The following is a 13,687-nucleotide window of genomic DNA, read 5'->3' on the forward strand; positions in this document are numbered from 1 at the left end:
CCCCCGCCGGTAAGCCGGCGGGGGCAGGGGAAGGGCCCAGGGTCGTCGACGACGCCCGGGGCGCTGGATCACTGGCGAGCGCGGGTCACTGACGAATGAGGTAGTCGAAGGCGCCCAGAGCGGCCTTGGACCCCTCGCCCATGGCGATGACGATCTGCTTGTAGGGCACGGTGGTCACGTCGCCGGCGGCGAAGATGCCGGGCACCGAGGTCATGCCGTGGGCATCGACCACGATCTCGCCGCGCTCGGAGAGCTCGATGGGCGAGTCCTGCAGCCACTCGGTGTTGGGCACCAGGCCGATCTGCACGAAGATCCCCTCAAGCTCGACATGGCGGATCTCGCCGCTGGCACGCTCCTCATAGGTCAGGCCATTGACGCGCTTGCCGTCGCCGTTCACCTCGGTGGTGCGGGCGCCGAGGATGATCTCCACATTGGGCAGGCTGCGCAGCTTCTTCTGCAGCACGGCGTCGGCACGCATCTCGTCCATGAACTCGATCAGGGTGACGTGGCCGACGATACCGGCCAGGTCGATGGCCGCCTCGACGCCCGAGTTGCCGCCGCCGATCACCGCCACGCGCTTGCCCTTGAACAGCGGCCCGTCGCAGTGGGGGCAGTAGGCCACCCCCTTGTTGCGATACTCGGCCTCGCCGGGCACGCCCATCTCGCGCCAGCGGGCGCCGGTACCCAGCACCAGGGTCTTGGCGCGCAGGCTGGCGCCGGACTCGAAGCGCACCTCGTGCTCCTCTCCGGGCTGGCCGGGCAGCAGCTTGACCGCACGCTGCAGGTTCATGATATCGACCTCATACTCCTTGACGTGCTCCTCCAGCGCCGCGGCCAGCTTGGGGCCCTCGGTGTGGGGCACGGAGATGAGGTTCTCGATGCCCAGGGTGTCGAGCACCTGGCCGCCGAAGCGCTCAGCGGCCACCCCGGTGCGGATCCCCTTGCGGGCGGCATAGACCGCTGCCGCGGCGCCGGCCGGGCCGCCGCCGATCATCAGGGTATCGAAGGTGTCCTTGTCGTTGAGCTTGGCGGCCTCGCGCTCGGCGGCGCCGGTGTCCACCTTGGCGAGTATCTGTTCCAGGCTCATGCGGCCCTGGTCGAAGGGTTCGCCGTTGAGGTAGACGCTCGGCACCGACATGATCTCGCGCGCCTTCACCTCGTCCTGGAACAGCGCGCCGTCGATGGCGACGTGATGGACGTTCGGGTTGAGGATCGCCATAAGGTTCAGCGCCTGGACCACGTCCGGGCAGTTCTGGCAGGAGAGCGAGAAGTAGGTCTCGAAGTTGAGCTCGCCCTCGAGGCCCTTGATCTGCTCGACCACCTCAGCCGAGGCCTTGGGCGGATGGCCACCCACCTGCAGCAGCGCCAGCACCAGGGAGGTGAACTCGTGGCCCATGGGCAGGCCGGCGAACACCACGCCGGTCTCCTCGCCGGGGCGATTGAGCGCGAAGGAGGGACGGCGCGCGTCCTGGCCATCGAGCTTGAGGGTGATCTTGTCGGTCAGGCCGACGATATCGGTCAGCAGACCGTGCAGTTCCTTCGACTTGGCGCCGTCATCGAGGGACGCGACGATCTCGAAGGGCTGGGTGACCTTTTCCAGATAGGCTTGGAGCTGGCTTTTCAGATTGTCGTCCAACATGACAGCGGCATTCCTTCATGTTCGGGTGTCGGGACGGAGGCATGAGGGTGCCATGGCTTCCCGCACGGGGCGCCTCGGTTCACTCAAGCTTCCTGAATCGGGACCCGGGCAGGGGATGCCCGGGTGGGGACAGGCGAGGCCGGGACGGGCCTCGCCGGCAGGGGCAGATCGCTTAGATCTTGCCGACCAAGTCCAGAGAGGGAGAGAGGGTCTCTTCGCCTTCTTCCCACTTGGCCGGGCAGACTTCGTTCGGGTTGGCGCGCACGTACTGGGCGGCCTTGACCTTGCGCAGCAGCTCTTCGGCGTTACGGCCGATGTTGCCGGCGTTCAGCTCGATGATCTGGATCTTGCCATCCGGGTCGACCACGAAGGTGCCGCGCTCGGCGATGCCGGCATCTTCGATCAGCACCTCGAAGTTGCGCGAGATGGCGTGGGTCGGGTCGGCGACCATCGGGTAGGTCAGCTTGTTGATGGTCTCGGAGCTATCGTGCCACGCCTTGTGGGTGAAGTGGGTGTCGGTGGAGACGCTGTAGATCTCGACGCCCAGCTTCTTGAACTCTGCGTAGTTGTCGGCCAGGTCACCCAGCTCGGTGGGGCAGACGAAGGTGAAGTCGGCCGGGTAGAAGAAGAAGACGCTCCACTGGCCCTTGAGGTTCTCGTCGGACACGTCGACGAACTCGCCATTGTGATAGGCAGTGGCCTTGAACGGCTTGACTTCGGTGTTCAGCAGGGACATTCGGTGATGCTCCTTTCGACTTTCGTTGAATGATTGGCGGCGATACGAGGGGCATGTTAGCCCGTATCTCCTGATAGCGTAAATTGAATGGTGCCATGGATCTGATAATTCAACCCTATGACCCATGATGGCGGGCGTCAGCCGATGTCCACCGCCTCGCCCTGGCGGTCGAAGGCCAGGAACTGGGAGATGTTGCCCATCTTGAGCGACTCGACCATGCGGTTGAGGTGCTGCTCGGCCTGGGCCTGGGCGTCCTCGCCAGCCAGCGCCGCCACGAAGACGATGTCCCAGTCGACGCCGGTCTCCCGGGATTCCGCCACCAGCGCGGCCATGTCGGAGAGCTCCTCGGGGGCCTTGTCGACGCAGACCACCGGCGTCAGCACGCCGCCCTCGCCCTGCTCGAAGCGACGCCGCTGCTCCTCGCTGGGATGGTCCGGCAGCTCGGCGCGGGTGAAGACGAACAGCAGGCGCTGCGGCTCTGGCTGGGCACGCGCCTCGTCCAGCAGGTCGGCATAACAGGAAATGGCCACGGGCACTCCTCAGGTTCGGGATGGTATCGTGGCGGGCAGCGTAACGGGCCGGCTCCGCTTCGGGAAGGGGTATTCGCGGCCCATGCGACCCAGATCACGTTCCGGAGCGCCGATGAGCCCCCCGACCCCACCGCTGGCCCGTCAGCTGCGCGATGCCACCCGCGACGCCCACCGCACCCTGGACCATCACCCGGCCCTGCAGTGCCTGCTCGCCCCCACCCTGACCCGGGAGGCCTACGGTGCCTCGCTGCTGGCCCTGTATCCCGCTCATGCGGCCTTGGAGAGCCGCGTCTGCCGGGAGATCACGCGGCTCGGGCTGCGACTCCGGGTGCCACGGCGGCTGCCGCGCCTCGCCGATGACCTCGGCACCCTCGGCCTGACCCCGGAGGCGCTCGCCTCCGAGGTCGGGCCTCCCCCGGCCTCCCCCGCCACCCTGGCGGGAGAACTCTATGTGCTGGAGGGATCCCGCCTGGGCGGGCAGATGATTGCCGACCGGCTGCGCCGGACCCTGGGCCCCGGGGTGCCACACGCCTTCTTCTCCCTGGCCATGGTCCCCGGGGAGTGGTCGCGGCGCCTGGCCGAGCTCGAGGCACTCTGCCCACCCGGGCAGAGGGAGGCCACCGTGGCGGGCGCCCGCGAGGCCTTCGCCCGCTTCCACCATAAGCTGGACACTCACTTCCGGGCGTAGCCTGAGTTCAGCGGGAGGTCATCGCCTGGCGCAGGCGTAGCTCCAGGCGCCGCTCATAGAGCCCCTTGGTCACCAGGGTGCCCAGCACCAGCCCGCCCCCGACTAGGGCGATCGGTGCCGGGGTCTCGCCCAGCAGCCACCAGGCCCAGAGGGTGCCGACCACCACCTCCAGCAGCAGCAGCAGCCCGACCTCGGCGGCGGGCAGGTAGAGGGGCCCGCGCTGCAGCAGGGTCACCCCCGTCGGCACGATGAACAGGCACAGCAGGACCACCAGCAGCCAGCGATCGATGGGCGGCATGACGATTCCGCCACCGCCCAGCAGCAGCACCAGGGCAGCGCCACCGCCCACGATGAGGCCGTTGAACACCAGCATCGGGCTCATGTCCACGCCGGGGCGTCGACGGCAGAGGGTGAAGTTGAGCGCCAGGGTGGTGGCGGCCATCAGGGCGAAGGCATTGCCCACCCAGGAGCCGGCCCCGGTGTCGTCGATCACGATCATCCCGATGCCCAGCATGCAGAGCCCGATCGCCAGCCAGGTGCGGCGCGGCAGCCGCTCGGCGAGGATCGCGCGGGACAGCAGGGCGGCGATCAGCGGCGCCCCTGCGAGTATCAGCAGGACATTGCCCGCCTTGGTGTACTGGTTGCCCAGCACGAAGCCGCAGGTCGTCAGGCTGAAGAGCAGCGCCACGGCGATACCGGTGCCGCCGCAGCGCCGGTAGGCGGCCAGGGTGCCGCGGCCGTAGCGCGCCAGGGCGATCACCAGAAAGCCCAGCGCCGAGAGCAGCCCCCGCCACATCAGGATCTCGGCGTCCGGCAGGGCCGCCAGCTTGATCAGCAGGGCATCCGGCGACATGATCAATGCCCCGCCCCCGGTCAGCAGCAGGCCCTGCTGGCGGTGGGAGAGCCCGGCACCCGACCGCCCTCCCATCACGGGCGCGCCTCCCTCACGCCTTTTCCCCCTCCAGGACACGGATGATTTCCGGCACCGTCAGGCCCTGGTCGTCGATCCCCGCATACAGTGCCTCCACCGCCTCGGCGACGCTGCGACCGGCCCCCAGCTCGTCGGTCATGGCATGGTAGTAGCCCAGGTCCTTGCTGGCATTGGCCACGCTGAAGCGGAAGCCGGACGCATCGCCCTCGGCGATGAAGGGCCTCAGGCGGTCGAAGACCACTCCGCCACCGCCGCCCTTGCCCACCACCTCGAGGAAGGCCGTATCGTCGATGCCCGCCCGGCGCGACGCCGCGGCCGCCTCGGCCAGCACCGCCGAGAAGCCCAGCGAGACGAAGTTGTGCACAAGCTTCAGGGTATGCCCGGCCCCCACCTCGCCGGCATGGGTGATGTTCTCGGCAAAGCTCTCGAGCAGCGGCCGCATCTCGGCGAACAGCGCCGAAGGGGCCCCCACGATCAGGTTCAGGCGCCCCTCCTCCGCCTCCCGCGGCGTCCGGGTCATGGCGGCATCCATGAAGTGGCCGCCGGCTTCCACCACCCGCGCGGCGACCCGGGCCGTGGAGCTGGGCAGCGCCGTGGAGCAGTCGATCACCACGCCCCCCGGCGCCAGCCCCTCCAGCACCCCGCCGGACTCGAAGAGCACCGCCTCGACCTGGGGCGAGCCGGTCACGCAGAGCAACACCGCATCCGCGGCCTCGGCCACCTCGCGCCCCGTGCTCGCCAGCTGGGCCCCCGCCTGCACCAGGTCATCCACCGGCTGGTTGCCGGGATGCTCCAGGAGCGTCAGTGGATAACCGGCCCGAAGGATGTTGCGGGCGATGCCATGGCCCATCAGCCCGGCCCCGACCAGGCCGATACGCGGTGTCTGTGTCATGCTTGCCTCCCTGTTCATCCGTGGTGGATCGCGACGGTCTTGATGCGTGTATAGCTGCGCAGCCCCTCGAAGCCCTTCTCGCGACCGTGGCCGGAGCGACCGACGCCGCCGAACGGCAGCTCGATCCCCCCGGCGGCACCATAGTTGTTGACGAAGACCTGGCCGCTGCGCACGCCCTTGGCCAGACGCAGCTGTCGGCCGCCGTCACGGGTCCAGATGCCGGCGCAGAGCCCGAAATCGGTGCCATTGGCCAGTGCCAGGGCCTCGGCCTCGTCGTCGAAGACCTGCACCGCCAGGACCGGCCCGAACAGCTCCTCGCGCAGCACCTCGTGCCCTGCCGGGATATCGACCAGCAGCTGCGGCACCACGAAATGGCCGCCGGCGGGCGCCCCCTCCGCCAGCCGTCCCCGGGCCAGGGTGCGGATGCCGTCGGCGCGGGCCGCCTCCAGGCGGGCCTCCAGCCTTACCTTCTGGCGGGCGTTGATCAGCGGACCGCAGTCGGCGTCCGCCTCGCCGGCATCGCAGCGCAGGACCTCGAAGCGCTCGGCCAGGCGCCCCAGCAGCTCATCGGCCACCTCGCGCTGCACCAGCAGTCGACTGCCCGCAGAGCAGGTCTGGCCGGCGTTCTGGATGATGCCGCGAACCACGAAGGGCAGCGCCGCCTCAAGGTCCGCATCGGCGAAGAGGATCTGTGGCGACTTCCCGCCCAGTTCCATGGTGACCGGCACATGGTGGACCGCTGCGGCCTGGGCCACCAGGGTGCCGGTTTCCGGGGAACCGGTGAAGGAGAGATGGTCGATGGACGGGTGCGCCGACAGCGCGGCACCGGCCTCGCGGCCAAGGCCGGGCACGACATTGAGCGCGCCCGCCGGCAGGCCGTGCTCCACGGCCAGCTCGGCCAGGCGAAGCACGCTCAGGCAGGCGTCCTCGGCGGGCTTGAGCACCACGGTATTGCCGGCCGCCAGGGCCGCGGCGACGCAGCGACCGAAGATCTGCGCGGGGTAGTTCCAGGGAATGATCTGCCCACAGACCCCGTAAGGCTCGCGCAGGGTCATCACCGCGAAGTCGTTCTCGAAGGGGATCGTCTCACCATGCAGCTTGTCGGCCGCGCCACCATAGAAGCGGAAATAGCGGGCACAGGCAATGATGTCGCCGCGCGCCTGGGTCATCGGCTTGCCGGTATCCACACACTCCAGGGCGGCGAGCCGCTCGTGGTCGGCCTCGATGGCCGTGGCGAAGGCCAGCAGCCACTCGCTGCGCCGCCGGGCCGTCCAGCAAGACCATTCGCCGAGCAGGCCGGAAAAGGCGCGGCCGGCCGCCGAGATGGCCAGCTCGATATCCGCCTGCTGGCCGCGCGCGATGGAGGTGATGGTCTCGCCGCATGATGGCGCCTCCACGTCCAGGGTCGCCTGGGTCGCAACCCACTCACCACCGATCAGGGCCTGGCTCGGCGGCATCTGGGGAAGGGACTGCATGTCGTCATTCCTTGTCATTGTGATCAGTAGAGCAGGTCGACCAGCCCCAGCGAGATCCAGGGCAGGTAGGTAATGGCGATCAGGCAGGCCAGCACCACCAGCACGAAGCGCATCAGCCAGGGCAGCAGCTGGTCCACCGACAGCCTCGCCACGGCGCAGGCGGCAAAGAGGTTCACGCCCAGGGGCGGGGTGAACATGCCCAGCGCCAGGTTGACCACGACGATCAGGCCGAAGTGCACCGGATCGATCCCGTACTGGACCGCGATGGGCGTGAAGATCGGCGCCAGCACCAGGATCGCCGCCGACGTCTCGATGAACATCCCCACGATCAACAGCATCACGTTGACCGCCAGCAGGAAGGAGACGGGGCTTTCGAAGACCCGGGTCACCCAGCCGGCCACTTCGCCCGGCAGCCCCGAGCGGCTGATCAGGAAGCTGAAGAGGGCCGCCGCGGCGATGATCAGCATCACCGCCGCGGTCGAGATCACGCTCTGCTTGAAGATGGGCAGCAGCTCGGCCAGGGACAGCTCGCGATAGATCAGGCCACCGACGATCAGGGCATAGACCACCGCCACGGCCGAGGCCTCGGTGGGCGTGAACACGCCACCGTAGATGCCACCGATCACCACCACCGGCATCAGCATCGCCAGCCAGGCGCGCTTGAAGGCCGTGGGGAAGTCGTGGCGGTCCTCGCGGTCGCGCAGGCCGTAGCCGCGCACCTTGCAGAACAGGTAGAGGAAGAGCAGCAGGGCACCGCCGATCAGCAGGCCCGGACCGATGCCGGCGATGAACAGCTTGCCGATCGAGGTATCGGTGCTCACCCCGTAGAGGATCAACGGGATGGAGGGCGGGATCAGTACCCCCAGCTCGGCCGATGATGCCTGGATCGACGCCGCCAGCGGACGCGGGTAGTCGTGCTTGACCATGGCGGGGATCAGGATCGAGCCGATAGCGAAGGTGGTCGCCACGCTGGACCCCGATACCGCGGCGAACATCATGCAGGTCAGCACGCAGGTCATCGCCAGGCCGCCCTGCAGCCCGCCCACCAGCGACTTGGCGAGGTCCACGAGGCGGCGCGAGATGCCCCCCGCCGCCATCAGGTTGCCGGCCAGGATGAAGAAGGGGATGGCCAGCAAAGGGAAGTTGTCGATGCCGACAAACATCTGCTGCGGCACCAGCAGCAGAGGGAGCGGCGAGAAGAACTCGATGCCGATGATCGAGGCCAGCACGATGGACACGGCAATGGGCACGCCCAGGCTGAACAGGATGATCAGGGCCAGACCGATGGCGGCATTCATTGGCGTTCGCTCCTGTCACGGAATGGGGCAGCGGTGTCATCGGCCGCGCCTGCCTCGGGCGTTCCCACCCGGGCCGGTGTCTCGGGGATCTCCGCCTCCTCGTTGGCCGGCCCGATGGATTCAAGGCCGCTGGCCTGGGCCAGCAGGCGGGCCAGGACGGCCACCAGGGCAAAACTCGCCCCCACGGGCATGGCGGCGTAGGCCCAGGCAATCGATACCTCGAGGCCGGAGAGCATCTGGCTGCGCACCCGCAACATCATCGCCGTGCCGAAGTAGATCAGCACGACCAGGACGATCGAGCAGCACAGCGCGATCAGCACTTCCAGCCACACCAGCCGGCGTCCCGGCACCAGCTTGTAGATGACCTCCACGGACATCATGAAGCCCCCCCGGAAGCCCGCGGCCGCCCCCAGGAAGACGCACCAGACCATGGCCGACCGGGAGATGACCTCGGACCAGGTCGAGGGGGCATCGAAGACGAACCGCGTCAGCACCTGGTAGAAGCCCAGCGCGACCGACACGACCAGCATGAGAACGGCACCGAGCAGGGCCAGACGCGTGGTCTGGCGCTCGATGCTTAGAAAGAGTTGAAGCATCTCGTCCACCCGCAGTGAGGCAGGGCCCCGGCACCGCCTGGATGCCGGGGGTCGATTCGGCGGATCAGCAGTCGCTGGCACGGATCCTGTCGAGCATCTCGCTGCCGTACTGGTCGGTGTAGATCTGGTAGGCAGGCTTGACGGCCTCCTGGAACGGCGCCTTGTCGATATCCGTCTCCACGGTCATGCCGTTCTCGCGCAGCAGCTCCACGCCTTCCTGCTCGAGGCGCGAGACCTCCTCACGCGTGGCCTCGGCCGACGCCTGGGCAGCCTGCTCGAACCAGCCGCGCTGCTCCTCGGAGAGCCCATCCAGAAGGATCGGGGAGCCCAGCACGGCCGCCGGCGAGTAGACATGGCCGGTCAGGGAGAGATGGTCCTGCACTTCCCAGAACTTGGTCGCCACGATCACCGTGATGGGGTTCTCCTGGCCATCCACGGTGCCCTGCTGAAGGGCCGTGAAGACCTCGGGGAACGCCATGGGCGTGGGATGCACGCCCATCTGCTCGAAGGCCTCCATGTGCACCTTGTTCTCCATGGTGCGGACCTTCAGGCCCTCGGCATCGGCGGGGGTCTTGACCGCGCGCTTGCTGTTGGTCATGTGTCGGAAACCGTTCTCGCTCCAGGCGAGCCCCACCAGGTCATGGTTGCCCATCTTGTCGAGCAGTTCCTGGCCGATCTCGCCGTCCAGGACGCAGCGCGCCTGGTCATAGTCCTCGAACAGGAACGGCAGGTCGAGCACATAGGTTTCCGGCACGAAGTTGCCCAGCGGCCCGGTGGAGGTGATCACGACATCGACGGTCCCGATCTGCAATCCCTCGATCATGGCGCGCTCGCCGCCGAGGGCGCCTGAGGTGTGCTCCACCACCTCGAACTCGCCGTCACTGAGCCGTTCGAGGGTTTCCTTGAAGGCGTCGGCCCCCACCGAGTAGTGCGAGCTGTCCGACAGGGTATGCCCCAGGTTGATGGTCTGCGCCGCCTGGGCATTCAGGGCGGTCATGGCCAGGGCGGCGCTGGTGGCACCGGCGATGGCGGTGGCGAGGGTACGGCGTGCGAATGTGGCTTTCATTGTTATGACCTCGTTTTGCAGTGACACGCTTGGGAAGGACCCCGGGCCGGTTGGCACCGGGGTCAGGCACGGTCGTCCAGGAACGCCTCGACGATCTCGCGGAAGTCCTTGTCGCTGTGGAAGCCCAGCTGATCGGCCCGCCGGGTAGTGAAGCGCCTCGGCCAGCCGGAGACGATCGCCTGGATGCGCGCATCGGGCTCGTGGCGAACCCGCGCCAGGGCCTCGTCGCCGCCCACCTCGCGCAGGGTAGCGAGCATCCCGGCAACGCTGACGGTGATACCCGGCAGCATGAAGGCACGGAAGGGCCCCAGCGCCTCGCCCGGCAACTCGGCCCCGTGCAGCAACGCCTCGACCACCTTGCCCGGCGACATCACGAACATTTCCAGGTCGGTGGGGACCGGACAGACGGCCTCCTCGCCGTTCAGCGGCTCGCGCAGGATGCTGGAGGCGAAGCTCGAGGCCGCCGCATTGGGACGGCCGGGGCGGATCACGATGGTCGGCAGGCGCAATACCAGCCCATCGACCAGGCCGCGACGGCTGTAGTCGTTGATCAGCAGCTCGCACATCGCCTTCTGGGTGCCGTAGGAGTTCTGCGGGTGCAACGCCGTCATGTCGTCGAGCACCTCGGGCAAATCGCCTCCATAGGCCGCCACGGAGCTGGCCATGATCAACCGCGTGCCGGCCAGGCCATGGGCACGGCAGCCCTCGAGCAGGGCATGGGTGGCATCGAAGTTGACGCGCATGCCGAGATCCAGGTCTGCCTCGGCGGCACCGCTCACCACCGCCGCCAGGTGATAGATCACCTCGGGACGGGCCCGCAGGACCGAGTCGAGGGAGCCGGGAACCGTGATATCGAGCGCCAGGCAGTCGCTCTCGATCCCGGCCGCCTCGGGCCTGGGGGCCTCGACCTGGTCGATCAGCGTCAGGCGAGTGATCGCCTTGCCGTTGAGCTCGCCCCGGGCCAGCAACTGGTTGACGAGTCGCTGGCCGAGAAAGCCGGCCGCACCGGTGATGACGATATGCATGGGGTCTGGTGTCCTCTTGTTGTCCTGGTTCATGCGTCGTTCACGGCCTCAGGCCATGCTCACGGCCCCACCCGAGGCCCTCGCGGGTGCCAGCGGCCGGGCGGTACTCGCAACCCACCCAGCCCGTGTAGCCGAGGGCTTCGAGTCGCGCAAAGAGGGCGGGATAGTGCACCTCGCCGACATCCGGCTCGTGACGCTGCGGCACGCCGGCGATCTGCACGTGGCCGACCCGCTCGAACTGCCGCTCCAGGTGGCGGGTCAGGTCACCCTCCATGACCTGGCAATGATAGAAGTCGAGCTGCAGCCTCAGGTTGTCGGCCCCTACGGCCTCGAGGGTCGCCATCGCCTGGCCCTGCCGGCAGAGGAAATAGCCCGGCATGTCGCGGGTGTTGATCGGTTCGACCAGCACCTCGCGATGGCATTTCGCTGCCTCACGAGCGGCGAACCGCAGGTTCGCCACATAGGTGGCCTGATGGGCCGCCTGGGTCTCGGCATCGGCATCCGGGGGCAGCAGCCCCGCCATGGCATGCACGCGGGGACAGTCGAGCGCCTCGGCATAGCGCAGCGCCTCGACCACGGAGTCACGGAACTCCGCCTCCCGGCCCGGCAGGCTGGCGATGCCTCGCTCCCCCGCTTCCCAGTCGCCGGGCGGCAGGTTGAACAGCACCTGCTCGAGGCCGGCCTCATCCAGTGCCATGCGAAGCGCCTCGGGGGCATGGGCGTAGGGGAAGAGGTATTCGACACCGCGGAAACCGGCCTCTTCCGCGGCCCCGAAGCGGTCGAGAAAGTCATGCTCGGTGAACAGCATGCTCAGGTTGGCGGCCAGTCGGATCATGGTCGGTTTCCTTTTCGCATCGGGTCAGTCGCGGGGGAAGCGGGCCTCGAGCTCGGCCACCTGTTCCGGTGTCAGGGCGCGCGGATTTCGGCCGTGCAGCAGCAGATAGAGCTTGGCGGTCTCCTCGAGCTCCTCGGTGGCATAGACCGCTGCTTCCAGGCTCTTGCCGGCCACCACCGGGCCGTGATTGGCGAGCAGCACGGCACTGTGTTGCCCCGCCAGGCCGCGCACCGCATCCCCCAGGGCGGGATCGCCCGGCAGGTGGTAGGGCACCAGCGGCAGCTTGCCCACTCGCATCACGTAGTAGGCGGTCAGGGGAGGAATGCAGTCACAGGGGTCGATATCGGGCAGGCAGGAGACCGCGACCGAATGGGTCGAATGCAGGTGCACGATGGCCTCGGACTGGGGGCGTTCGGCATACATGGCCATGTGCAGGAAATGCTCCTTGGTCGGCCTGTCGCCCTCCTGCCAGCGCCCCTCGCCGTCGAGCCGCGAGATGCGCGCCGGGTCCAGCCGTCCCAGGCAAGCGTTGGTGGGAGTCATCAGCCAGCCGCCATCGTCCAGCCGCAGGCTGATGTTGCCGCTGGAGCCCATGGTCAGGCCCCTGTCGAACAGCGACTTGCCCAGCGTGGCGATCTGTTCACGCAGTCGCGTCTCGTCGTGTCGGCTCATGCGCTCCCCTCCCCTGCGGTCAGTTCCTCCAGCACGGTGAAGGCCCGGGTGAAGAAGTCCTCTGCGCCGAAGTTGCCGGACTTGAGCGCCAGCGACAGCGGTGCCGCGCGGCCCGCCAGAGGCGCCTGGGTCCAGGGCACCCCGGGGTCGATCTGGCCACCGATGCGCAGCTGACGGACGCCCAGCGCAGAGACCACCGCACCGGACGTCTCGCCCCCGGCAACCACCAGCTGGCCGACGCCCTCGTCGACCAGAGTGCGTGCCAGCTGGCCCATGGCCTGCTCCACCTGGTCACCGGCACGCTCGACCCCGAGTGCCGCCTGGGCCTCCTTGACGCGCTCGGGATCCGCCGAGGCATAGACCAGTACCGGGTTGCCGTTAGCCAGCTGCTCGCGGGCGAAGGCCAGGGCCTCGGCCAGGTGGGCCTCGCCCTCCGCCAGCGCCAGCGGGTTCAGGGCGAAGCCGGGGTGGTGCTCGAGAAACTGAGCGACCTGGCCGAGCGTGGCACGCGAGCAGCTCCCCGACAGCACCAGCGCACTGCCAGTGGCCGGCGACAGTCGCCCCGGCTCGGAGACCTCGTCAAGCCAGCCACGTCGGCGATACTGCTCGGGCAGCGCCTGTCCCAGCCCCGACCCACCGGTCACCAGGGGATAGTCGACCAGTGCCTCGGCGAGCACCTCGAGATCCCGTTCGTCCAGGGTGTCGCAGATCACATGACGCACGCCCTGTTCCGACAGGCCACGAAGATGGTCGCGTGTGGCATCGGCACCACGGGCCAGCACCGGCTGCGCCGCCAGGCCCACCGCATGGGGGGTCTGGCGGCTCAGGAAGCGCACCAGGTCGGCATCCGTCATCGGGTTGAGCGGATGGTGCTCCATCCCGCTCTCGTTGAGCAGGCGATCGCCGACGAACAGGTGGCCCTGATAGACGGTACGGCGATTGGCCGGGAAGGCCGGGACCATCGCCGTCTGGGCACTCCCCAATCGCTCCAGGAGGGCATCGGCCACGGGACCGATATTGCCGGCGTCGGTGGAGTCGAAGGTCGAGCAGTACTTGAAGAAGATCTGCCTGGCGCCCCGGGCCTGCAGCCACTCCAGCGCTGCCAGGGACTCCGTCACGGCTTCGCCGGCAGGGCAGGAGCGGGACTTCAACGCCACCACCACCGCATCGACATCACCGATGTCTGCCTCGGCGGTGGGCACGCCGATGGCCTGCACGCAGCGCATGCCGGCACGCACCAGGTTATTGGCGAGATCCGTGGCCCCGGTGAAGTCGTCGGCGATGGCACCCAGCACGATTGCCAT

14 protein-coding genes are annotated in these 13,687 nt (G+C 68.3%); 1 reads left to right on the forward strand and 13 read right to left on the reverse strand.

What is annotated here, in order from left to right; translation table 11 throughout:
• Nucleotides 1–85: 85 nt before the first annotated feature.
• The 3 genes from ahpF to P8934_RS18030 all read right to left on the reverse strand — a co-directional run bounded on the left by ahpF (nucleotide 86) and on the right by P8934_RS18030 (nucleotide 2,905).
• Nucleotides 86–1,639, reverse strand: coding sequence for an alkyl hydroperoxide reductase subunit F (gene ahpF, locus P8934_RS18020; protein WP_278032225.1), 1,554 nt, complete (start codon nucleotides 1,637–1,639; stop codon nucleotides 86–88).
• A 172-nt stretch (nucleotides 1,640–1,811) separates the two neighbouring features.
• The gene (gene ahpC / locus P8934_RS18025) at nucleotides 1,812–2,375 is read right to left on the reverse strand and encodes an alkyl hydroperoxide reductase subunit C (RefSeq protein WP_278032226.1); all 564 of its coding nucleotides are present in this window, start codon (nucleotides 2,373–2,375) and stop codon (nucleotides 1,812–1,814) included.
• A 137-nt stretch (nucleotides 2,376–2,512) separates the two neighbouring features.
• Nucleotides 2,513–2,905 carry a ribonucleotide reductase subunit alpha gene (locus tag P8934_RS18030; RefSeq protein WP_278032227.1) on the reverse strand — a complete coding sequence of 131 codons (393 nt, stop codon included), beginning with the start codon at nucleotides 2,903–2,905 and terminating at the stop codon, nucleotides 2,513–2,515.
• A gap of 112 nt (nucleotides 2,906–3,017) precedes the next feature.
• Between P8934_RS18030 and P8934_RS18035 the strand changes: the two genes are divergently transcribed.
• Nucleotides 3,018–3,593 (forward strand): biliverdin-producing heme oxygenase, encoded by a 576-nt coding sequence (locus P8934_RS18035; RefSeq protein WP_278032228.1) that lies wholly within the window; start codon nucleotides 3,018–3,020, stop codon nucleotides 3,591–3,593.
• Between the two features lie 7 nt (nucleotides 3,594–3,600).
• Here P8934_RS18035 and P8934_RS18040 read toward each other — a convergent pair whose 3' ends face one another.
• From P8934_RS18040 to otnK, 10 genes are all read right to left on the reverse strand, one after another.
• Nucleotides 3,601–4,521: a DMT family transporter gene (locus tag P8934_RS18040; RefSeq protein ID WP_278034062.1), complete on the reverse strand. Its 921-nt coding sequence runs from the start codon at nucleotides 4,519–4,521 to the stop codon at nucleotides 3,601–3,603.
• 16 nt (nucleotides 4,522–4,537) lie between these two features.
• Nucleotides 4,538–5,416, reverse strand: a complete 879-nt coding sequence (locus tag P8934_RS18045; protein WP_278032229.1) for an NAD(P)-dependent oxidoreductase — start codon at nucleotides 5,414–5,416, stop codon at nucleotides 4,538–4,540.
• A 14-nt stretch (nucleotides 5,417–5,430) separates the two neighbouring features.
• Nucleotides 5,431–6,891: an aldehyde dehydrogenase family protein gene (locus tag P8934_RS18050; protein ID WP_278032230.1), complete on the reverse strand. Its 1,461-nt coding sequence runs from the start codon at nucleotides 6,889–6,891 to the stop codon at nucleotides 5,431–5,433.
• A 23-nt stretch (nucleotides 6,892–6,914) separates the two neighbouring features.
• On the reverse strand, nucleotides 6,915–8,189 hold the full coding sequence (locus P8934_RS18055) for a TRAP transporter large permease (protein WP_278032231.1): 1,275 nt from the start codon (nucleotides 8,187–8,189) through the stop codon (nucleotides 6,915–6,917).
• The gene (locus P8934_RS18060) at nucleotides 8,186–8,785 is read right to left on the reverse strand and encodes a TRAP transporter small permease (RefSeq protein WP_278032232.1); all 600 of its coding nucleotides are present in this window, start codon (nucleotides 8,783–8,785) and stop codon (nucleotides 8,186–8,188) included. The genes P8934_RS18055 and P8934_RS18060 overlap by 4 nt, the downstream gene beginning before the upstream one ends.
• A 64-nt stretch (nucleotides 8,786–8,849) precedes the next feature.
• On the reverse strand, nucleotides 8,850–9,851 hold the full coding sequence (locus tag P8934_RS18065; RefSeq protein ID WP_278032233.1) for a TRAP transporter substrate-binding protein: 1,002 nt from the start codon (nucleotides 9,849–9,851) through the stop codon (nucleotides 8,850–8,852).
• Between the two features lie 62 nt (nucleotides 9,852–9,913).
• A complete protein-coding gene (gene denD / locus P8934_RS18070) occupies nucleotides 9,914–10,876 on the reverse strand; it encodes a D-erythronate dehydrogenase (protein WP_278032234.1) in 963 nt (320 codons plus the stop codon).
• A 40-nt stretch (nucleotides 10,877–10,916) separates the two neighbouring features.
• A complete protein-coding gene (gene otnI / locus P8934_RS18075; RefSeq protein WP_278032235.1) occupies nucleotides 10,917–11,711 on the reverse strand; it encodes a 2-oxo-tetronate isomerase in 795 nt (264 codons plus the stop codon).
• A gap of 24 nt (nucleotides 11,712–11,735) precedes the next feature.
• On the reverse strand, nucleotides 11,736–12,383 hold the full coding sequence (gene otnC, locus P8934_RS18080; RefSeq protein WP_278032236.1) for a 3-oxo-tetronate 4-phosphate decarboxylase: 648 nt from the start codon (nucleotides 12,381–12,383) through the stop codon (nucleotides 11,736–11,738).
• A complete protein-coding gene (gene otnK, locus P8934_RS18085; RefSeq protein WP_278032237.1) occupies nucleotides 12,380–13,687 on the reverse strand; it encodes a 3-oxo-tetronate kinase in 1,308 nt (435 codons plus the stop codon). The genes otnC and otnK overlap by 4 nt, the downstream gene beginning before the upstream one ends.

Source organism: Halomonas sp. CKK8, assembly GCF_029625235.1.
GTDB classification, from domain to species: domain Bacteria; phylum Pseudomonadota; class Gammaproteobacteria; order Pseudomonadales; family Halomonadaceae; genus Halomonas; species Halomonas ventosae.

Coding starts and splice junctions, on each gene's coding strand:
- P8934_RS18050 (WP_278032230.1), bottom strand. CDS start 6,891: ATGCAGTCCCTTCCCCAGATGCCGCCGAGCCAGGCCCTGATCGGTGGT.
- otnI (WP_278032235.1), bottom strand. CDS start 11,711: ATGATCCGACTGGCCGCCAACCTGAGCATGCTGTTCACCGAGCATGAC.
- P8934_RS18045 (WP_278032229.1), bottom strand. CDS start 5,416: ATGACACAGACACCGCGTATCGGCCTGGTCGGGGCCGGGCTGATGGGC.
- P8934_RS18065 (WP_278032233.1), bottom strand. CDS start 9,851: ATGAAAGCCACATTCGCACGCCGTACCCTCGCCACCGCCATCGCCGGT.
- P8934_RS18040 (WP_278034062.1), bottom strand. CDS start 4,521: ATGGGAGGGCGGTCGGGTGCCGGGCTCTCCCACCGCCAGCAGGGCCTG.
- ahpF (WP_278032225.1), bottom strand. CDS start 1,639: ATGTTGGACGACAATCTGAAAAGCCAGCTCCAAGCCTATCTGGAAAAG.
- P8934_RS18060 (WP_278032232.1), bottom strand. CDS start 8,785: ATGCTTCAACTCTTTCTAAGCATCGAGCGCCAGACCACGCGTCTGGCC.
- otnC (WP_278032236.1), bottom strand. CDS start 12,383: ATGAGCCGACACGACGAGACGCGACTGCGTGAACAGATCGCCACGCTG.
- P8934_RS18035 (WP_278032228.1), top strand. CDS start 3,018: ATGAGCCCCCCGACCCCACCGCTGGCCCGTCAGCTGCGCGATGCCACC.
- denD (WP_278032234.1), bottom strand. CDS start 10,876: ATGCATATCGTCATCACCGGTGCGGCCGGCTTTCTCGGCCAGCGACTC.
- P8934_RS18055 (WP_278032231.1), bottom strand. CDS start 8,189: ATGAATGCCGCCATCGGTCTGGCCCTGATCATCCTGTTCAGCCTGGGC.
- ahpC (WP_278032226.1), bottom strand. CDS start 2,375: ATGTCCCTGCTGAACACCGAAGTCAAGCCGTTCAAGGCCACTGCCTAT.
- otnK (WP_278032237.1), bottom strand. CDS start 13,687: ATGGCAATCGTGCTGGGTGCCATCGCCGACGACTTCACCGGGGCCACG.